This window comes from Pseudomonas sp. PDM09 (assembly GCF_014852305.1).
GTDB lineage: Bacteria > Pseudomonadota > Gammaproteobacteria > Pseudomonadales > Pseudomonadaceae > Aquipseudomonas.
In genome coordinates this window covers 950,164-971,046 of the sequence record NZ_JACVBI010000001.1, presented here as the reverse complement: position 1 = coordinate 971,046, position 20,883 = coordinate 950,164, and the positions used below count along the sequence as shown (strand labels likewise).

Sequence of the window (20,883 nt, the reverse complement as noted above, 5' to 3'; positions counted from 1 at the left end):
GAGAACCTGTGATGTTTATAGCAGCGAGATGGGGTAGTTGATGAAAATCCGGTTTTCATCAAACTCATTAGTGCTGAAGTCCCGACGGATCGACGCATTGCGCCATTTCACGTTGAGGTTTTTCAGCGCGCCGCTCTGCACGGTATAGGCCAGTTCGGTTTCGCGGCCCCATTCCTTGCCGTCGTCGACTGTGGCGGTGTGCACGTTGTCACCGCTGATGTAGCGGTTCATCAGGGTCAGGCCCGGCACGCCGACGACGGCGAAGTTGAAGTCGTGGCGCAGTTGCCAGGATTTTTCCTTGGCGTTGTCATAGCTGGAGTTGTAGCTGTCGTTGGCCAGGGTGCCGCCGCTGGTGCCGTTGACGCGCATCCAGGCGTCATCTCCGCCGACTTTCTGCAGGCCGACATAGAATGTATTGCCGCCGTATTTGGCCGAGAGCATGGCGAACGCGGTTTTATTGTCCAGGTCGCCGGCTAGGGCGCTGCCGTCTTCCCTGCCGATGAAGTAGCCGAGGTTGGCGCCCAGGGTCCAGTCGCCGATGGGCTGGCTGTGGGTCAGGTTGAAATATTGCTGCTGGTAGATGTCGGACAGTTCCGCGTACCACACACCGACCTGGGTGCGTTTTTCATTGAAGGCGTATTCGCCACCGCCGAAGTTGAAACGGTCGGAGGTGAACGCGCCGCGGCCGTTCATGTACATGTCTTCCATGCTCGCGTCGTTGCGCGGGCTGTTGCCACGGAACTGGCCGCCGTAGAGGCTCAGGCCGTTGATTTCGGTGGAGGTCACTTGGCCGCCACGGAAGGTCTGGGGCAGGGAGCGGCCGTCGTCGGACCGCAGGATCGGCAGCACCGGCATCCATTCGCCGACCTTCAACTCGGTCTTCGACACCATTGCCTTCAGGGCCACGCCCAAACGGCCGAAGTCGTCGGCCGGGCGACCGTCGTCATGCACCGGAAGCAGTTGCGTACCCGCCGTGCCACGGCCGCCGTCGAGCTTGACCGAGTACAGGCCCAGCACGTCCACGCCGAAACCAACCACGCCCTGGGTGAAGCCGGACTTGGCGTCGAGGATGAAGTTCTGGGTCCATTCCTCGGCCTTGCCCTGGGCGTTGTTCGGGTTGGTGAAGTTACGATTGATGTAAGCGTTGCGCAAATTGAGGGTGGCCTTAGCGCCATCGACAAAACCGCTATTTTGATCGGCTTGAACAACAGCTGACGAACCCGCGCAGAACGCAAGAGTCAGGCTGATAAGCGATTGATGTGCAGGCACGCTGCGGATAGTAACCGGGTAGCGCATGATGTTTCCTCACAATGAGTTATTATTGTTTTTGTTGCGATTTTTAACTTATGACAACGCATGCACAGACAGCCCGAAGAGCCAACTTCCGAGCGACCTAAGGAATTCCTTATCCAGCCCGTTATTGAGCAACTAGATAATTGTTTAATATCGCCTTAAGCAAAACCCGAGCGTGCGCAGACGCGAGCTAAACTCAATGCCTGTATTGGCACGCTCGTGGGGAATTGCGTAGTAACAATGACTGGAAGTTAAAACGTGCTCTAACGCCCGGCGATCAACCCGCACTCCCCGGCGTTTTGCAACGTGTGTATTCCAATTGATAAAGCGTGGTTTCTGGTCCCATCGATTGCCCCTCCAACAGCCGTTGCAGCTCGGCTACAAAAGACTCGCCGGCGACGCGAACGTAGTCAGGCGCACAACCTTCGATCATGACGATCCAGGCCGGTATCTGGGTCCCTTCGGAACGGGCCTTTTTCTCTGCGGTTTCAACTTTGCTCACGGCCTCATCAGCCACACACAAATGCACGCCGGTAATACCTTGTTTATCCGCAAGGGGAGGAAGCACGCGTTGGCGCAATGCGTCTGAAACCGATTTATGTCGCCCTTCGACAACATCGAAACGGACGGTTAACAAATACGCGCCCTGCCCTACACCGCTGGTGTAAGTGACCTCGCAGATGGATCGCGCGACGTTGCGATAGGACTGCACCGACTGTTGGGTCCAGGCCGTCGGACTGTTGAGACGCGACAAATAGTCCTGTCCTCCCAACACCTGCACAGTGTCAGCCTCATAGAGGTTGAAATAGGTTGGCCCTGCATCCAAAGCGATGTATCGGCGTCCCCGCAAAAAACCCGGAATGCCGGCCCGCTCAGGCATGTGTTCACGGTTATGCCACTCATAGAACTCGTTCCGCGCTTCGGGCAAAAGATCGTGCCAGATTGCGACTACACCTGTTCCAGCAAAGCTCATAGCGTTTTCCTCTAGTGATAGTCAGTCAACATTGGGATGGCGACCGGCGACCCATGCAGCCCCCATTTCAGCAACGTACGGAACCACGGTCTGAAATTGTTCACCCAGGCCTTGGCCACCGACACGCATGGTGTCACCCGCCTTGAGGAATACCGGCGGCTTCTGCCCGAGCCCCACACCTGGTGGCGTACCTGTAATGATGACGTCACCCGGCATTAGCGGCATGAAGCGACTGAGGTACGCGACAATATGTGCAACGCTGAAAATCATCGTGCGGGTATTGCCGGTCTGAAGACGTTTGCCGTTCACGTCGAGCCAGAGGTCAATTGCCTGCGGGTCGGCAATTTCGTCACGGGTGACCAGCCAAGGCCCCAGAGGTGCGAAAGAAAAACCGCTTTTCCCCTTGGTCCACTGACCTTCGTATTCAAGCTGATAAGCCCGCTCGGAAACATCATTGGCCAGGCAATAACCGGCAATGTGATCCAAAGCCTGCGACTCATCAATCTGCCAGGCAGGCGTACCGATGACGATGGCCAGTTCGACTTCCCAATCAAGCTTCTGAGCCCCCGTTGGTAAAATGACCGGGTCATTGGGTCCGCTGATGGACGCGGTGTGTTTGTTGAAGACCACCGGCTGGCTCGGGATAGGTGTATTCGTTTCAGCCGCGTGATCGGAGTAGTTCAGGCCGATGCAAATCAGGTTCGGTACGCTGCCTACGCATGGACCAAGACGTGTGCCAGGCGCCACCACCGGCAGCTTTTCAACGTCAACAGCACGCAGTTTTTCCAGCACTGTCGGGCTCAGGGCCGACGCATCGATGTCGTCGACAATGCCCGAAAGGTCTCGCACGATCCCTTGCGAATCCAAAACTCCCGGCTGTTCCTGCCCCGGTAAACCAAAACGAACTAAGCGCATTTGTTACTCCTCCTGCGTTGAGAAATGGACAGACAATGAGCCTGCTTCGCCGAACTGGACATGCAGTGGCTGGTTAACGGGCACATCGAGAACACCTGCATAGGACCCGGTGATAATCACCTGCCCTGCTTGCAGCCCTATCCCTTGTGTAGACAGAAAATTGGCCAGCCAGACGATCGGCAACAACGGATCCCCGTCCGGATGGCGGCCCTTGATTTTCAGGGGCTCCGACGTTGCATCGCTCAGGGTGATATCCAGTTCAGAGGGCATGCTGGCAGGGTTCGCCAGCGTGATTGGCGCCCCCAGTACCAGGCCATGATTGAATAGACCGTCCGCGAGCAATTGCTCGAACGGCAGTGTGTGTGGATCGGTGTAACGGCAGTCGATCACTTCCAATGCCAAGTGCACGGCGCTGATCGCAGCAGCGATCTGTTCAGTGGAATAAGGCTCGACACGAGCCGGCAAATCATGGGCCAGGACGCACGCCAGTTCAGGCTCGATGCGCGCCTTATCGGCGTCAGCGGCCAGTTGGTAACGTTCGCCTTTTACAATGCTGTCGCTGTAGATCGGGGCAACGATCCACTTGCCAGCCGGGGGTAAGGCACACTTCCATCCCCCCACGGTTTTTCCAGCCAATGGCCCCACATGCTGCTGGATGGCAAAACCTTGTACGAGGCTGCTTGGCAGGTTCGGGCCTGGCAAGGATGCCAGCCGAACACCCTCTAGCCGTGCACGGACCAGAGCGGCAGCGGCAGCGGCAACTTGCAACCCTGACCCCGCCTCGGCCAATTCAGGTGCGAGCTGGCTCATACGTTCTCCGAATGCACGCTGTTCTGGCGCGGCCAAACCGTACCCAGCTTGTTGGCTGCATCTTCCAGCAGAGCATGCAATTCGTCATAACGTTCAGGCTGCATGCGCAAGACCGGGCCGGCGATACTCATCGTGCCGACCACAGTGCCGGACGGAACCAGCTTGACCGGTACGGCAATCGCCCAAACACCCGCCTCGGCTTCTTCAATGACCAAGCCATACCCGCGCTTTCGAGTCAGCGCTAGCTCGGCCAACAAACCTTCGATGCTGTTGATCGCTTTCGGCCCCTGCCCCATCCCGGCTTCAGCTTTCCCCAATCCGCTACGCAGCGCATGTTCAATGGCCAGTTCATCAGGCATTGAAGCCAGCCAGGCTTTGCCATTGGCGGTGGCGTAGAGATTGATCGGCTGATCCATGGCCGGCGAATACATAAGCCCCGGCGCAGCACCTTGGGCCGAAGACAGCCACGACAAGGTGCCCTCGTTGACCACCGTCAACCGCACCAACTCATGGCACTGAACAGCCACTTGCTCAAGGATCGGCTGGACCAATTCGGGCAAGCCAATCCCATGTAAATAGCGCTGCCCCAACAGTGCAAGCTTCAGAGTCAAGCGGTATTGCGAGGTAGCTTCATCCTGCTCTGCCCACCCTTGCTCGACTAACTGAGCAAGCACTCGATGAGCGGGCCCCTTTTCCAAGCCCAGCTCGGCTGCGATATCAGACATCCGCATCCAGCGAGCTTCACGTGCCAGCAGCTCAATAGCCTCCAGACAACGGTCAACAGCACCTTTGACGACTCTCATATTTTTCTCGACTTATCTTTGACAATGAGGTGAATGTGAGCAACATTGTTCGTACTGGAACGACGTTCCAATAGTATGCAGGCGCCACCCGATAAGTCAAACCTGCTTGTACCTGATCGGCCTTATCGAGACGGAGCAGGCCACGCAGCTGGGTCTCCAGGATGTGGAAACGCCTGACGGATATAAAAAACCGAACTCTTCGGATTCGGCTCTTTTATCAACAGACGTGCACCTGTGTTTGTTCAATCTTTGCGGAAGAACGCCCAATGCATCTCACCCCCCTGCCTTACTTACAAAAGCCCGCGGGCAGCAAGATTGTGCATCATCGCTCGCAAGCCGAAAGTCCAGGGCGCAGCCTCATGGCTGTAGGTGACTGTGTTGCGCAGCGTGCCCAGCAACGGGCTACTTATGCTGACCTCATCCCCCTGCTTATGCGTAAAGCCGCTTCCCGGGGCCTCACGATCTTGGGTAGGCGCAAACAATGTCCCGAGAAAAAGCATGAACCCATCAGGGTATTGGTGATCGCCGCCAACCGTCTGGGCCACGAGATCCAGCGGGTCACGGCTGATCAGCGCCATGGAACTGCTGCCTTGAAGGATGAAGCCGTCGTCGCCCTGAACTTGCAAATCCACGACGCAATTGCGCACGTCATCGAGCGTAAACGCTTCATCGAACAGACGAATAAATGGGCCGACTGCACAGGACGCATTGTTGTCCTTGGCCTTGCTCAACAGCAGTGCGCTGCGGCCTTCGAAATCACGCAAATTGACGTCATTGCCCAAGGTGACGCCATGCACTTGGCCTCGACTGTTCACCGCCAGCACAATTTCCGGCTCTGGGTTGTTCCATTCAGACTTGTGATGGATGCCGATTTCGCTGCCACTGCCCACTGCGGCCAGAACCGGTGCCTTCGTGAAGATCTCCGCGTCCGGGCCGATACCGACCTCCAGGTATTGCGACCACATGCCCTGCTTGATCAGCACAGCTTTAAGGCGCATCGCTTCTGGCGAGCCCGGTTTGATTGCCCGCAAGTTGTCGCCTATGGCTTCTTGCACCAGACGGCGAACACTTTCGGCTTTGGCAGCATCGCCTCGGGCCTGCTCCTCGATTACCCGCTCAATCATGCTGGACGCGAAGGTCACCCCAGCCGCCTTGATGACGTGCAAATCCGCTGGGGGCAACAGAGATGCCTTGCCGGGATCGGAATGGGTGCCGGTGTTCCCAAGCAGCTCCTCGACGGTCCCGACGTACCTGCCAGGCGCCTGACGAACAGCCAACAGCGGCGAGGCGTGTTCCAGCAGTTCGCTTATTGTCGAAAAGACTTCAGAAAGGTCAAACACACCGTCCTCACGCAGCAGCACCGGGGAGGGGCCTGCAATCGCACCCGGGATCCAGGCGCGGCCGATCAGCGTTCCGGCCAGGCCATCCACTGGCAGGGTGTTTTCGCGCGTCAGTTTCAGATTCGACATAGAGCTTCCAGATCAGTCAGCCATCAGAGCCGTAAAAGTAATGGACCGCCCCCGTAAATCCCAATGAAAGAATCTCACTAATCAATGCTGTTTCGTTATCGACAGACAAGGCCTTACCCAATGGAAAACGATCAAATTACTTTTGGCAGTGTCACTCGATGGCTGAAGATCAAACATTTGGTACTGGTCAATAGCCTGGCCAAGACCCGCAATATGCACACCACCGCAGAACACATGAATGTTACACAACCGGCCATCAGTAAATTGCTTCGCGATCTGGAAGTACTCTTGGGATTCCCCTTGTTCGAGCGCCAAACGCGCAACCTGGTCCTGACTGAACTGGGAGAGTTCGTGGCCCGTTATGCGCGTATTACCCTGGAAGACGCGGAATCGTTCGTCGACCAAGTCAACAAGCTGCGAAAAGGCGGGCATGGCCATTTAAAAATCGGCACCATTTTCGCCGCCACATCAGTGGTGCTGCCTGAAGCGATTGCCAGCATAAAACGCGATCGCCCCCTGCTTTCTATTGAGGTAATCGAACAAACCAGTAACCAACTGCTGGAAATGCTCGAACAAAAAAAACTTGATTTGATCATCGCGCGCTTCACGGATGAGGATCGTCAGCCTTTCGAATTTACGTCGCTGGGACCTGAACCCTTTTGTCTTGTCGCGAACAGCACACACCCTCTGTGCCGACTTGAGGAAGTCCCCACCGACGCACTCAGCGAATGGCCATGGGTCATGTATCCCTTCAATACGCCGATCCGACAACGCATGGAGCGCGCGTTCACACTGTTCAAGATCGCCCCGCCAACCAACACAGTGGAGACCATTTCGATGCAAACCTTCCTGCAGTTGCTGCAGTCTGGGCCAATGCTCGCCATGCTCCCCGAGTCCATGGTCCAGTCGCAACTGCAAAATGGGCAGCTTCAAATCCTCGATACGCCCTTCAAAGTTGAATCTCAGGATTACGGGGTTATCACTCGCAAGGATGAGCCCCTGTCAGAGCCAGCGCGGATGTTTGTTGCGACCTTATTAGAGTTCGCCAGACTGCGGCAAACGGCTACAGAGAAGAGGCACTGCAGCGATCCCGGTAAAAGTCGATGAGGCAAAGTTATCGAGCAATCGAAAGCTCTCATTAGGCAGCCATTTCCATGAATCCTATAGTGCCGGCACACAAGTGCAGCGCTATTAGCGACCGCGCACCACCCAGCAGCCCGTGAGGATGCGATGGAACTGATCATGAAAACCGGCGCAGCAGCTGTGCTGCGTTTGAATCCGCTGGACGATGTGCTGATTGCACGCCGACCGCTACTCGCGGGCGAAATCCTTGAGCAAGAAGGCGTGACCATCCGGCAAGCGATCGTCCCGGGCCATAAAGTTGCCTCCCGGCGTATCGAAGCCGGTCAACCGGTAAGGCGCTATGGGCAAATCATTGGTTTTGCTGTTGTCGACATAGAAGCAGGCGAGCACATCCATGTGCACAACCTGGCGATGGGGGAATTCACTCGAGATTATGCTTTCAGCGTCGATGCGAAGCCCAACGTCAAGCCGAGTGAAGCCCCATCGTTCATGGGTATTGTGCGCCCGGATGGACGTGTCGCGACGCGCAACTACATCGGCATTCTGACGTCAGTGAATTGCTCTGCCACAGTAGCCCGGGCCATCGCAGACCATTTTCGTCGGGACATCAATCCCGCCGCACTGCAAGCGTATCCAAACGTCGACGGTGTTGTTGCTCTGACGCACTCTGCCGGCTGCGCCATTGATCCTGCGGGCGACGGTTTGAGCATGTTGCGCCGGACACTGGCCGGATATGCAACCCACGCCAACTTTGCGGCCGTGTTGGTGATCGGGTTGGGCTGCGAAACGAACCAAATCGACTCATTACTCACGACGCAAGGGCTAACCCGTAGTAATACGCTGCGCACATTCAACATCCAGGACAGTGGCGGTACATCCAAGGCCATCGCCTGTGGCATTGACCACGTGAAGCAATTGCTTGGCGAGGCCAATCGGATTCAACGTGAATCGGTCAGCGCTCGCCATCTGATCGTTGGGCTTCAGTGCGGCGGCTCGGATGGCTACTCCGGTATTACTGCCAACCCTGCGTTGGGTAATGCAGTGGATCGCCTGGTCGCCTGCGGCGGTACCGCGATTCTTTCCGAAACCCCTGAAATATACGGTGCCGAACACTTGCTGACACGGCGGGCTGTAAGCCGTGAAGTCGGCGAAAAACTTATCGCTCGAATTCATTGGTGGGAAAGCTACTGCGAGCGTATGGGGGCCGAGTTGAACAATAACCCCTCTGCTGGCAACAAGGCAGGTGGCTTGACCACCATTCTGGAAAAGTCGCTGGGCGCTGTAGCAAAGGCTGGCTCGAGCAACCTGATGGATGTCTACGAATACGCCCAGACCGTCACGGCCAACGGGCTGGTTTTTATGGACACCCCTGGCTATGACCCGGTCTCGGCAACCGGTCAGGTCGCCGGTGGTGCGAACCTGATTGCGTTTACCACCGGTCGCGGATCGGCCTATGGCTGTGCCCCTGCCCCATCAATCAAGCTGGCGACCAATAGCGCCTTATGGGCGCGTCAGCGAGAAGACATGGACATCAACTGCGGCGAAATAGCCGAAGACACTTTGACCATCGAGGCGTGCGGCGCAGCGATCTTTGAAACCATGCTACGCATTGCCTCGGGCGAACGCAGCATGAGCGAAAAACACGGATACGGACAAAATGAGTTCGTGCCGTGGCAGATCGGCGCCGTCACCTGATTCCAGTCCTGGGAACGCCTTGCCCAGCTATCTCTTGCACATTCAACCTGGAGACAACCATGTCCCTCATTACCGGCCAGAATTTTATCGGCGGTCAGCGCAGCGCCGCCGGCAGTATCATCGTCAAGAGTGTGGATGCCAGCACCGGAGAGACCTTACCCTATGCCTTCCACCAGGCGACTACGCAAGAAATCGAGGACGCAGCCCACGCAGCCAACAACGCCTTTTCCAGCTACCGCACCCTGAGCGCGAGCAAACGGGCTGATTTTCTTGATGCCATTGCTGAAGAGCTAGAGGCTTTGGACGATGAGTTTATTGCGCTGGTTTGCCGTGAAACAGCATTGCCTGCAGTTCGCATCCAAGGCGAACGCGCACGTACCAGCGGCCAAATGCGCTTGTTTGCAAACGTACTGCGGCGTGGTGACTTCTATGGAGCTCGCATCGACCAAGCGTTACCCCTTCGCAAACCGTTGCCGCGCCCTGACCTTCGCCAGTACCGCACCGCAATCGGCCCGGTTGCTGTGTTTGGTGCCAGTAATTTTCCGTTGGCCTTCTCCACGGCCGGCGGCGATACCGCCTCAGCCCTCGCGGCGGGTTGTCCGGTGGTATTCAAAGCCCACAGCGGCCACATGGCCACTGCAGAACAGGTCGCCAACGCGATCATCCGGGCGGCCGAGCGCAGCGGCATGCCCGTCGGTGTCTTCAACATGATTTATGGCAGTGGCGTAGGCGAAGCCTTGGTAAAACACCCGCTCATCAAGGGCGTTGGTTTTACCGGATCGCTCAAAGGCGGTCGAGCGCTGTGCGATATGGCCGCCGCTCGCCCCGACCCCATTCCAGTCTTCGCCGAGATGTCGAGCATCAACCCGGTCGTGATCCTGCCTCAGGCACTCTCGCGTCGAGCCGACAGTATCGCTCACGATCTTGTCGCCTCGGTGGTTCAAGGTTGTGGGCAGTTCTGCACCAATCCCGGGCTGGTGGTTGGCATTCGTTCGGATGCATTCAGCGCCTTTCAGAATAGCGTGGCCGCGTTGATCAGCGACCAACCTGCACAAACAATGCTCAACGCAGGCACCCTGCGTAGCTATGCGGCTGGCTTGCAGAACCTGCACGCGCATCCCGGCATCGCGCACCTGGCTGGCAGCAACCAACAGGGTCACCAAGCCCAGCCACAGTTGTTCAAGGCCGACGTAGAGTTGTTGCTTAACGGCGATAAAGTTCTTCAAGAAGAAATCTTCGGCCCCACGTCTATCTTCATCGAGGTCGCTGACCAGGCGCAACTCAACGCTGCCATCAATGCCCTTCACGGACAATTGACCGCAACCTTGATTGGCGAGCCAGAAGACCTTACGCAATTCGTAGAGTTGACTGCTTTGCTGGAGATGAAGGTTGGCCGCATCCTCATCAATGGCTACCCAACGGGTGTCGAGGTCTGCGATTCAATGGTGCACGGCGGTCCTTATCCTGCCACTTCCGATAGCCGCGGCACCTCGGTCGGCACTTTGGCCATCGACCGCTTCCTGAGGCCAGTCTGCTTCCAAAACTACCCCGACGCGTTGCTTCCCGATGCTCTAAAGAACGCGAATCCGTTGAACATTTCGAGGCTCGTCGACGGTGCTCTCTCGAGAGATAGCTTGTAGGTTGGCAAACGGGCACGTCGGCATGCAGACGAATTGATTTCCGATTCCCTTAAGGCGCGGGCTAGTGCGCCTTAAGGTCACTCTGTACTGCTGACGCGCCAAAATTTTGCAGAGCAATCTACAACGTTAAAACCTGTCGCTGGGGTCATTGCTCTTTGTATGAGCAACAGCGGCGACAGCTTGACGCTTGGGAACCTGCTCATCCTCTAGCGCCCTGTTCGCCCGAACGCACGAGCAGGCTTTGCCGTGCTCGCTCGGCTGGGCGACGACGTCGGACGTATGAACTCAGCACCGCACAAACACTAGCGTCCCGCTTGATCGCCCAAGGGGACTTCTCCCTTGACAAGGCGGCAATCTCGGTAACAGAATTACTGATGGAACAGCGTTACAATAACAACAATTGAGAAACCGGAGACACGTTATGAATCAGAGCATACCGATCGACGCTCATTCCAAAAGCCAGTCAAAGAAAGCCGCAGCTAGCGGCTGGATCGGCTCGGCACTGGAGTATTACGACTTCTTTATCTATGCGACCGCGGCGGCCTTGCTGTTTCCACAGCTCTTTTTTCCGTCTGATAACCCAGCGGTCGGCATCATTGCCTCTCTGGCAAGCTTTGGTGTGGGCTATATCGCCCGGCCGATAGGCGCTGTTGTCCTAGGGCATTTGGGTGATCGCCACGGCCGTAAAACGGTTCTGGTTTACTGCATGTTCCTGATGGGCTTCTCGACGATGTGCATCGGGCTGCTGCCAACGTACCAGCAGATCGGGATCTGGGCGCCCTTGCTGCTTGTGACGTTGCGCCTGATTCAGGGTTTTGCGGTGGCCGGGGAGATCTCCTGCGCCAGCTCCATGATTCTCGAACACGCTCCGTCCGGTCGCCGTGGTTACTTCGCAAGTTTTACCCTCCAAGGGGTTCAGGCCGGGCAACTGCTCGCGGCAGCAGTTTTCTTGCCTCTCGCTCATTTTATGCCTGCGGATCAGTTCGCATCCTGGGGCTGGCGGATTCCGTTCCTGCTCAGCGTCGTTGTCGTCATCATGGGATATATCATTCGCCGCCAAGTCGACGAGACACCTGTATTTGCCAAACAAAAAACGCAAGGCGAAGCGACTGTCCTGCCTGTTGTCGAAGTCATCCGGCAGAGCTGGGGTGATCTCTTGCGTGTGATCTGCATGGCACTTGCTGCGGTGATCGCCATTGTCGCCTCGGTATTCGGCGCTACCTATGCGGTTCAACCGGCCTATGGAATCGGTTTCCCTGCAGGCGTCTATTTGTGGATTCCTCTGCTGGGTAACATGTGCGCGGTGGTCCTGATCCCCTTCGTTGGTAACCTCTCAGACAAGATCGGCCGCAGGCCCCCAGTCATCATTGGCGTTCTCTGCGCAGGACTGCTCTCGTACGCGTACCTGTACGCTATCAGCGTCCATAACCTGTGGCTTTCGCTGGTACTCTCCGTACTCATGTGGGGCGTCGCTTATCAGGGTTTCAACGGTGTATTCCCGAGCCTCTTTCCCGAATTGTTCCGTACGCGGGTGCGTGTGACCGGTATGGCCATCGGACAGAACATAGGGACCGCGATGACTGCGTTTCTCCCGGCAATCTTCGTTACTGTAGCGCCCCCCGGCTCCGAGAACATCCCACTAAAAATCGGTTCTCTTACATTAGGTATCTGTGTTATCGCGGCGATCGCGGCGTTCACTACACGTGAAACATACCGGATTCGCCTTGAAGATCTCGGCAAACGCCACGCAGTGCCTATTGCCAAAGAAGAATACGATCGTATGCGGGCCGAAGCGATGCAGGGCACAGCTCAGCCAGCCGCCCCGAACGATCTGGCTAGCCAACTGCGCTCGTAACGACTTTCGACGATCACACTGGTGCGACCATTAGGTTTTCGCGACCCACACAGGCCCGACGGGCAGAGCAGCATCCTGCGGTCGGCACTTGCCAATGCATAGCCATCGACGCTGTGCATGAGCCAAGAAGCCGCCAGGACGCCTCTTCCCGTCAACATCAAATATCAGGCAACCATGGCCTCACATATCACAGGAACAACTCGGCTTTATGGATTGGTCGGCCATCCGCTGACGGCTGCCAAGTCTCCGCAATTATTCAACCGACTCTTTATAGAACAGCAGGCAGACGCGGTTTGTATTCCATTGGAGGTCAAGGCCGATGATCTGTCCGCGTTCGTGAAGGGTGCCAGAGCGCTGAACAATCTCGCCGGCATCCTGGTCACCATGCCTCATAAGCAAAGGATGCTGGATGTTGTCGACGAACTTCATCCGACTGCGCGTCAAGTCGGTGCAATCAACGTCATTCGTTGCGAGACAGACGGACGTTGGGTCGGCGCCGTATTCGATGGCCTCGGCTGTGTTCTTGGCATGCAATGGGAAGGCAACCATCCAGCGAACAAAAACGTTCTTTTGGTCGGTGCTGGAGGCGCGGGCAGAGCGATCGCATTTGCCGTCGCGTCGGCGGGCGCCCGATCGCTGACTATCTCCGATGTCGACGAACACCGAGCCGAGGATCTGGCGAAATCCGTCGCTGCTGAAACAGGTTGCATCACGCATTCCGGCCCACCCGACCCACATGGCTATGAAATCGTGATCAACGCCACGCCGCTTGGCATGAGCAAGAATGATCCTATGCCTGTGGATCCCGAGCGGTTGGAGCCCGGCACCCTCGTGGTGGATATCATCAATTCCCCTGACTCGACACCGCTTTGCGATGCTGCGCGGAAAAGAGGTTGTCGTACCCAGGACGGGGGCCCCATGCACAAAGGTCAGGCGCTGCTTGCCCTGCGCTTCCTTGGGTTTGATTACCACCCCGATAACGTCACAGTAGTCGATGCCGAATTATTGTTGCCGCCGGCAAGAGATGCCGGCCATTTGACGTAAAAACGCTTCAGCGAAAACGGGAAAAACGACCCGTTTTCATCGAAGCGAATAAAGGGAAAGACCATGAATGATTCCAAAGCCGCTGAAACCTATTGCGCGATCATTTTCAACCCGAACATTCCAAATGTCTGCTTGTACCGCGCCAGGAGTGAGTACGTATGAAAGTTGCGTTACTGGAGGTCAGCCATTGGCATGTCCCACTGTATCTGAATGCTCTTGAGGCCAATGGGGTTCAAGTGGTGGCCGTATCGGATTCGGAGCACGTGAAGGGCGAGGCCATTGCCGAGCGATTCAAATGTCCTTTGTATAGTTCATCCTATGAGTTGCTTGAGCGCGAGGAGGTCGATTTTGCTTTCGTGTTCGGCAGGCATTCGGAAATGCCGTCGCTGGCAGAAGCCGTGATCGCACGAAACATCCCTTTTGCCCTGGAGAAACCCTGCGGCATCAACATGGCGCAGGTCACACGACTGCGTGAGCTGGCCGAGCAAGCCAATCTCTACTGTGCTGTGCCGCTCATCTTCCGCATGAGTGAACTGCTGAGTGTTCTGAAAGAGGCTGAGGGACGCTTGGCCGCGGACTACAACTACATGTCTTTCCGTTTCATAGTAGGTCCGCCCGCTCGTTATGAAACAGCAGGCTCAGGCTGGGCCATCGATCCCGTTTTTTCTGGAGGCGGATCCACGATCAACGTGGCTACGCATTTCATAGATCTCTTCAGACTATTGACCGGTAAGGAGGTCTCTCGAGTCTCAGCCGTCATGAATTCACTGACACATCGGGGCGCCGTCGAAGACTATTCGTTATTGACCCTGCAGACTGAAGATGGCGTGATCGGTGTTGTGGAAACGGGATACAGTTTCCCCAGTACCGCCGACGAGCAGCGCGAGTTCTCTTTCACCCTTTCATCTGATCACATGTATGCCAAATCCGGTCCCGACCGAATCGAAATAAGGGATCGACAGAACCTTGCGGCCGGCACTCGAAGCCGCCGACTACAACTGGACACAGACGTCTATTACCCACTGTTCGTCAAACAAGTGCTTGCTGAGTGCCGTAACGGGGCCAAGCCCATTGCATCATTACGCGACGCAGAGGCAATCATGCAGGTCATGGACGCGGCCTACGCTTCAGCTCGGCAAGGAGGTACGCTTTTGACCCTTACGCCGACTCCTAAATGACTTGAGCCGCCGAGAAGCTCCGAGCGCCAACGGAATGAACAATTGCGACTTGCCCCGGTCTCTTGTCCAGATTGAGGTGATTGGGTCGCTTACTCTTCCGTTCTCCACGTCGAGATGATGTCGAAGAACGGTTGACTCCCATCCACATCACCGAACCATTACTAGGTGGGTGGGTTGCCTGCCACCCTCGCCTGCCTAGACATGAATCAGCATTCTAATGGCGGCCTTCTTGTAGGCCGCACTCACTTTGTCTGGATCGGCATGAGACAGCTGCGCTGTCTATCCATACCTTCGGGTATCCAATCTCGTTCAGCGATCGCCACGGCGAACTGGCCCATGGCCAGGCCAATTCCGGCGCCGACGGCGTGGGCCTCAGAGTAAATTTCCGGAGCCTCAGGGCTGCCGCAAATCACCGGATTGTCGGTGACGCTGGCCAACTCGCGCTCGACCACTGTCAGCACCTGGGCCCATACATCGCGCACCGCACCGTGGACCTGCGGTCTATCGCCCCAAAAATATGTGAAGAGACACCCTATAGCTGCTTCAAGCCTACGGTGAGCTTCGCGTCCTTGCATTGAATTATCAAATGTCTGGTATCGAATTATCGTTCATGCGCAGTCGCTCAGGACGATACAAACGAAAAACCGCGATGGGTCGCACTGCGCTCATATTCCAGGAGGCACTCGTAGTCAGCCTCACCGGCCGGCAGAACCTCCTTGATAGCCAGCGCTCGAGAAACCTCAGGAAGCTGTTTCAACGCTTCGTTCATTGCGCTCCTGATTGAATCTGCGTCCGTCGCCGTTCGACGAATCGTCGTTATGTAAGGCAGACAGGGACTGCGCACACTTCGCACAAGGACCCTAACGCCTTCGATCTCGTCACTGTTATCTCTCGCCAGATAGTCGTAGGTGACGCTGTCGATAGAAGCCAAATCACCGTCGTAATCCTTCAGCCTTCGAATGCTCTCCCTGTGCGATCCGGTGAAGGTCAGTTTCGAAAAAAAACCACGCTCGTTGATCCCGGCCAGCGTGTGGCGCAGTAAATTCATTCCAGAGTTGGAATCCCGGGCATTGATCAGCCCATGGCTGCCCTGGAAACCCACCAGATCAGTCACGGCCGAATCAGCTCTGCAGAGCAGCAAACTGCAATGATCACCACCCGAGCTATGAGCAAGCTCATAACTCGGGCGCCCTACTAGTCTCACTTTTCCCCGCAGTGACGTGATGAATGGATAACCACAGGTCTGGGATAACAAGAGATCCGGGGAAAGCCAATGGGGCGTTGGATCAACGATCGGCTTTTGCTCACGGCGCTCGCCCAAGATCTCCAGGACGCATTGGAGCCAGGCCTCTTGTGCCTGTAAAACCCTGGCAGGAGCGAGATACATGGATAGATCGCTGGTCATATGAAAATCCAGTCAGGGGATGTAATTAGCGCTTGACCTCAGATCACAGCAAGAAGCTGTTAACAGGCCTTTTCAAGCCCAAGCGGTCCCTCAGCGTCCCAGGTGCATATTCCTTGCGGAAAACCCCTTTGGCTTGCAGCAAAGGCACCACGCCGCGTGTGAATGCTTCAAAGTCCGTTGGCAAAAACGGAAACATGAGGTTATAGCCATCAACGGCATTCGACTCGTACAGCGCTGAAAGCTTATCCGCAATATGCTCCGCCGTTCCGATCAGTAGCCAGGTACTGGAACTCTTGACCAACCGGCGCCCTATTTCGCGGATGGACAAGGAGGTGTCGTACTTCTTGAGCAGGGCCAGTTCAGTTCGAATGCCATCAAACTCAGACTCATCTGGCAACGCTGGCAATGGGCTATCCGGCGATAGCCCTGTCAAGTCCAGACGGGTATAGCTGGAGACCAAGTCAATCGCCACGACATCGATAATGAGGCTGTCCTCCAGTTGCCGACGTCGCTCCTCCTCAGTCTCATCCTCGAGAACCACCGGAAGCACACCGGTGATGATTTTCAGATCACTGGAATGCCTGCCCTTCAACTCGAGTCGGTGATTCAAATCGGCCCTATACGCCAGTCCCTCTTCGACCGAATTGATGAAACAGAAGTGCACGTCCGCATGCGCAGCGGCCAGGTTCTTGCCCGCTTCAGAAGACCCCGCCTGGGCAAGGACCGGATGTCCCTGAGGTGGACGCGGCACATTAAGCGGCCCACGTACGCTGAAATGTGCGCCTTTGTGATTGATCGGGTGAATTTTCGATGGATCGGCAAAGTCGCCGTTGCCCTTGTCAAACTCAAGCGCACCCTCCTCCCAGGAGTCCCAAAGCTGCTTGACGACGTGGATGAATTCCTCGGCCCGCAGATAACGATCGCCGTGCTTCGTCACGCCTGACAATCCGAAATTCGTAGCCTCTTCTTCCAGCCAGGAAGTCACGATATTCCAGCTGGCTCGCCCTGCGCTGAGATAGTCCAACGAAGCAAAATACCGCGCGAGGTTGAACGGCTCGTTATAGGAAGTTGAAGCGGTGCCCATCAGACCAATGTGATCAGTCACGGCACCCAGTGCGGACAAGAGCGTAATAGGTTCAAGGCGGGCGTTGGCATAGTGCCTCAACCCACTGGCCACGGAGTCCCAGACCGCGACGTGATCCGCTACAAAAACCGCATCGAACTTCGCCGCCTCGGCCGCCTGCACCAGTTTTACGTAGTACTTGAGCGTGAATATTTCCTGGGTCGGTGACAGCGGGTGGCGCCAGGAAAAACGATGATCTCCTTGGGGGTTAAAAAAGAACAAATTCAAAATCATACTTTTATTGGACATAAAGCCTCCGCGACCTTACCAACGTCGCATTCATTTTCACTGGGCCGTCTTGACGGTATGTTCGGCGACCCACTGCGCCGCGACTTTTGCGGGATCCTTGTGATCGATATCAACAAGGCGATTGAGTTGCTTGAGGTCGTCATCGGTCAGTTTTGCAGAGACCGCGTTGAGCACCTGGGTGACTTCTGGGGTTAGCAACGCCTTGCGACCCAGTGGCGTGATGTTTTGCAGGGGCTGTTGGTGCTTGTCGTCCTCGAGGACAACCCAAGGCTCCTTAGCCAGGATGCCTTGCGTGGAGACCACCGTGGCGACGTCGATAGCGCCTGAGTTCAACGCCAACCGCGACAAGGGCCCGCCCATGTCCAGCGATTTGATGCTCTTGAAGTTGATGCCGTAGACCGCCTTCAACCCGGGTAGGCCTAAGGCAGCAGTGGCGACTTCGGGAGGCCCGCCCAACGTGAAATCACCCGAGACGGGGGCCAGGTCAGACAAGGTGTGCAAGTTGTACTTTTCTGCGGTTTTCTTGGTAACAGCCCAAGCGGTAATAGAGCCTGCGGACGAAGGCTCAAGCAGCTGGAGGTCCGCCGGCAACTTCTGTTGCAGAGCGCTGAGGATCTCCTTTTGGGTGGTCAGGGCGGTCTTGTCGTCATAGAAACTCAACAGTGATCCTATGTATTCGGGTACGACGTCTATATCCCCGTTTTCCAGCGCCTTGGCGATGATCTGGCGGTTCCCCAGATTGAGTCGGGTCTTGACGTCTATCCCTTCATTTTTCAAGGCTGACGCATAGATGTTTGCGAGAATCGTCTGCTCGGAAAAATTGGCCCCTCCAATGGTGATGGACTGAGCACTGGCAAACGTGCTGCCAACCAGCAAGCCTAGCCCCAGCAACAATGAAACCGAGTGCACTGAGCGAGCCTTCGAACATTGTTTGTTTTTCATTTGGGTCTGCACCTCTGCAAAGTTAATACGCACTATCAAATGCCCCTGGTCATGTAGCGATTAGTTCAACATTCCCCGCCCGCCATTTTCTAACCATGAGTGTTTCTATCATTGAACAAACCCACTCGCTGACGATCGCAAGTGCCGACACCATCAGTGCGCCGCCAATAATTTGCGGCGTATCATTTCGGCCCAGTCCATCAATAAGAAACCTGCCCAGCCCGCCGAACCCTGCATACGCAGCGATGGTGGCTGTTGCGATAAGTTGCACCAGGGCTGATCGGAATCCAGAAAAGATCAGCGGAAAAGCCAGCGGCAACTCGAGCTGAATAAACATCTGCCATCTGCGCATCCCCATCGATCTGGCAGCCTGCCTCAGAGACGAATCCACCTGATCGATTCCAACATAGGTATTGGTTAATATCGGCGGGATGCTCATAGTCACCAATGCGATAATCACCGTGCTGGTTTCATAGCCAATGAGCATGATTGCAAGTATCACAATACCCAGAGAAGGTAATGCTCGCCCAATATTGAACAGCCCTATCGCCACCTGCGCGCCTTTGCGGTAGTTAGCCAGAAGTACGCCGAGCGGCAACGCTATTGCACAAGCAATCGCCAGGCTCAAAGACACATAATAAATATGCTCTGCCAGCCGAGTCAGTATTCCGTTTTCACCCAACCAATTGTCAGTAAGAGAAAACCAAAGGTAGACACCTGTGATCATGTTCATCAGCGCACCCAAGGGACCAGCCATTTATTTATTGAATAAAACAGAAAATCAAAACATAACGCCAACATCACCGTCAGGACCAGGCTGACCGCCACAGGCGTAGTGAAACTTTGAGCCAGCCCGGTAATGAACATCTGGCCTAATCCGCCTTGACCAATCAAGGCAGTAACGGTCACCAGCCCCACCAATGTAACCGAGGTCGTTCGCAAGCCTGCCAATAACGAAGGCAGCGCCAGTGGAAGTTCAACCCCGAGGAATCTCTGCATGCGCGTATACCCTAGCGCACGGGCTTCTTCCAATACGTCCGGGGGATTACTCGCAAGCCCCGCCAAGGTGTTCTGCAACACAATAAGCAAGGAATACAGGCTCAAACCAATGACCGCCGTCGTCTTGGATAAACCGGTAAAAGGCATTATCAAAATAAACAGCGCCAGGGACGGAATGGTAAAGAGTATGCCGCTGACATAAATCATGGGGCTCGCCAATCCTGGCTGCCACAACGTCAAGAGCACCATTGCGCCCGCTAATAGCATCCCTATACACAGGCCCAAGGTCACCAGCTGAATATGATCAAATAACAGCTGACCGATCTGCTGCCAGTTTTCAACGATCCAGGACCAGTCAATCATTGCGCACTTCCGAAGCGGCGCTCATTGAGTGCGCTGTGAAGGCTGGCAATCGAGAGGCTACCTTCGTAACCGCCCGCCTCGTCCACGCGAACAACCACACCGATAGGAGCCATTAGAATTTTAACCAGTGCGTGATGCAACGAGTCGTTACTCGACACCGTTGTCAGCTCGGGAACAGGCACGTCCGATTCACTGACCCACTTCAACGGGTTGGACTTATCATCCAGTAGAAGGTTGAATTCGCAATTGACTTCATCCGCTGGAAGATCAGAAACCTTCATCAGCGAAAGTCTTTTTAACAGCGGATTTTTGCCGATAAAGTTCTTCACAAACTCGCTGGCAGGATGGGCAAGGATATTGTGAGGCGTATCGAACTGAACAAGCTTTCCTTCGCCCTCGAAGATGGCAATCCGGTCACCAATCTTGATGGCCTCCTCCATATCGTGGGTCACCAAAATAATGGTTTTATGCAAGCGTCTCTGAAGCGCAACTAGTTCATCCTGCAGTCGCTCGCGTATCACCGGATCAAGCGCGGCAAAGGGTTCGTCCATCAATACAACCGGTGGGTCCGAGGCCAATGCCCTCGCCAGAGCGACGCGACTTTGCTGCCCGCCCGACAGCTGATTAGGGTAGCGCTCAAGAAATTCCGGCTGAAGTCCAACCAGGGAAATGAGTTCGCTCACGCGCTGGCGGATTTTATGTTTGCTCCAGCCCAGGAGCCGCGGTACTGCGCCAATATTTTCTGCAACCGTCTGGTGGGGAAATAAGGCTGCGCTCTGCATCATGAAACCAATGCCGCGGCGTAGCGTAACGACGTCAAGCTCATCGGTCGCTACTCCATTGATACAGATGCGACCACTGTCCTGGGTATCCAGCCTGTTGATCATTCGCAAAATGGTTGTTTTGCCACACCCACTGGGCCCGACAAATATACAGATCTCACCCTCTCGGACGTTAAGCGTTAAATCGCTCACGGCCATTCGCGGGCTGCCTTTATGAGTTTTCTTGATGGCTTCAAAACGTATCATTTTCCGACGCCCAGAT

At 55.8% G+C, this 20,883-nt stretch carries 19 protein-coding genes; 6 read left to right on the top strand and 13 right to left on the bottom strand.

The genetic code is table 11. The features are described 5' to 3' along the window. Positions 1-15: 15 nt before the first annotated feature. From IB250_RS04300 to IB250_RS04275, 6 genes are all read right to left on the bottom strand, one after another. A complete protein-coding gene (locus IB250_RS04300) occupies positions 16-1,296 on the bottom strand; it encodes an OprD family porin (protein WP_192343117.1) in 1,281 nt (426 codons plus the stop codon). Positions 1,297-1,570: 274 nt separating this feature from the next. Further along, positions 1,571-2,266 carry a DUF4286 family protein gene (locus IB250_RS04295; RefSeq protein ID WP_192343116.1) on the bottom strand — a complete coding sequence of 232 codons (696 nt, stop codon included), beginning with the start codon at positions 2,264-2,266 and terminating at the stop codon, positions 1,571-1,573. 21 nt (positions 2,267-2,287) lie between these two features. Beyond that, positions 2,288-3,181, bottom strand: a complete 894-nt coding sequence (locus tag IB250_RS04290) for a fumarylacetoacetate hydrolase family protein (RefSeq protein WP_192343115.1) — start codon at positions 3,179-3,181, stop codon at positions 2,288-2,290. 3 nt (positions 3,182-3,184) lie between these two features. Then, a complete protein-coding gene (locus tag IB250_RS04285) occupies positions 3,185-3,991 on the bottom strand; it encodes a 2-keto-4-pentenoate hydratase (RefSeq protein ID WP_192343114.1) in 807 nt (268 codons plus the stop codon). Further along, the gene (locus IB250_RS04280) at positions 3,988-4,794 is read right to left on the bottom strand and encodes an IclR family transcriptional regulator (RefSeq protein ID WP_192343113.1); all 807 of its coding nucleotides are present in this window, start codon (positions 4,792-4,794) and stop codon (positions 3,988-3,990) included. Before IB250_RS04280 ends, IB250_RS04285 begins: the two co-directional genes overlap by 4 nt. Before the next feature lie 290 nt (positions 4,795-5,084). Further along, complete coding sequence (locus IB250_RS04275; protein WP_192343112.1) at positions 5,085-6,263, bottom strand: fumarylacetoacetate hydrolase family protein; 1,179 nt, start codon at positions 6,261-6,263, stop codon at positions 5,085-5,087. Positions 6,264-6,383: 120 nt separating this feature from the next. Between IB250_RS04275 and IB250_RS04270 the strand changes: the two genes are divergently transcribed. From IB250_RS04270 to IB250_RS04245, 6 genes are all read left to right on the top strand, one after another. Then, positions 6,384-7,370 (top strand): LysR family transcriptional regulator, encoded by a 987-nt coding sequence (locus IB250_RS04270; protein WP_192343111.1) that lies wholly within the window; start codon positions 6,384-6,386, stop codon positions 7,368-7,370. 123 nt (positions 7,371-7,493) lie between these two features. Beyond that, complete coding sequence (locus tag IB250_RS04265) at positions 7,494-9,041, top strand: UxaA family hydrolase (RefSeq protein ID WP_192343110.1); 1,548 nt, start codon at positions 7,494-7,496, stop codon at positions 9,039-9,041. Between the two features lie 59 nt (positions 9,042-9,100). Next, entirely contained in the window at positions 9,101-10,681 is a 1,581-nt protein-coding gene (locus IB250_RS04260) for an aldehyde dehydrogenase (NADP(+)) (protein WP_192343109.1), read from the top strand. 421 nt (positions 10,682-11,102) lie between these two features. Continuing rightward, on the top strand, positions 11,103-12,536 hold the full coding sequence (locus IB250_RS04255) for an MFS transporter (RefSeq protein WP_192343108.1): 1,434 nt from the start codon (positions 11,103-11,105) through the stop codon (positions 12,534-12,536). Between the two features lie 117 nt (positions 12,537-12,653). Next, positions 12,654-13,580 carry a shikimate dehydrogenase family protein gene (locus IB250_RS04250; protein ID WP_225603261.1) on the top strand — a complete coding sequence of 309 codons (927 nt, stop codon included), beginning with the start codon at positions 12,654-12,656 and terminating at the stop codon, positions 13,578-13,580. A 158-nt stretch (positions 13,581-13,738) separates the two neighbouring features. Beyond that, positions 13,739-14,758, top strand: a complete 1,020-nt coding sequence (locus tag IB250_RS04245) for a Gfo/Idh/MocA family protein (protein WP_192343107.1) — start codon at positions 13,739-13,741, stop codon at positions 14,756-14,758. Positions 14,759-15,000: 242 nt separating this feature from the next. On the opposite strand, the gene IB250_RS04240 is transcribed toward IB250_RS04245, so the two are convergent. The 7 genes from IB250_RS04240 to IB250_RS04210 form a co-directional block, all read right to left on the bottom strand. Next, entirely contained in the window at positions 15,001-15,240 is a 240-nt protein-coding gene (locus IB250_RS04240; RefSeq protein ID WP_218396159.1) for an aromatic amino acid lyase, read from the bottom strand. Positions 15,241-15,380: 140 nt separating this feature from the next. Continuing rightward, positions 15,381-16,163, bottom strand: a complete 783-nt coding sequence (locus tag IB250_RS04235) for a phosphate/phosphite/phosphonate ABC transporter substrate-binding protein (RefSeq protein WP_192343105.1) — start codon at positions 16,161-16,163, stop codon at positions 15,381-15,383. A 43-nt stretch (positions 16,164-16,206) separates the two neighbouring features. Continuing rightward, positions 16,207-17,535: an LLM class flavin-dependent oxidoreductase gene (locus IB250_RS04230; RefSeq protein WP_192343104.1), complete on the bottom strand. Its 1,329-nt coding sequence runs from the start codon at positions 17,533-17,535 to the stop codon at positions 16,207-16,209. A 36-nt stretch (positions 17,536-17,571) separates the two neighbouring features. Further along, positions 17,572-18,411, bottom strand: coding sequence for an ABC transporter substrate-binding protein (locus tag IB250_RS04225; protein WP_225603260.1), 840 nt, complete (start codon positions 18,409-18,411; stop codon positions 17,572-17,574). 115 nt (positions 18,412-18,526) lie between these two features. Then, positions 18,527-19,210, bottom strand: a complete 684-nt coding sequence (locus IB250_RS04220; protein ID WP_192343103.1) for an ABC transporter permease — start codon at positions 19,208-19,210, stop codon at positions 18,527-18,529. Beyond that, positions 19,210-19,839 carry an ABC transporter permease gene (locus IB250_RS04215; protein WP_192343102.1) on the bottom strand — a complete coding sequence of 210 codons (630 nt, stop codon included), beginning with the start codon at positions 19,837-19,839 and terminating at the stop codon, positions 19,210-19,212. The genes IB250_RS04220 and IB250_RS04215 overlap by 1 nt, the downstream gene beginning before the upstream one ends. Further along, a complete protein-coding gene (locus tag IB250_RS04210) occupies positions 19,836-20,867 on the bottom strand; it encodes an ABC transporter ATP-binding protein (RefSeq protein ID WP_192343101.1) in 1,032 nt (343 codons plus the stop codon). Before IB250_RS04210 ends, IB250_RS04215 begins: the two co-directional genes overlap by 4 nt. Positions 20,868-20,883: the final 16 nt, after the last annotated feature.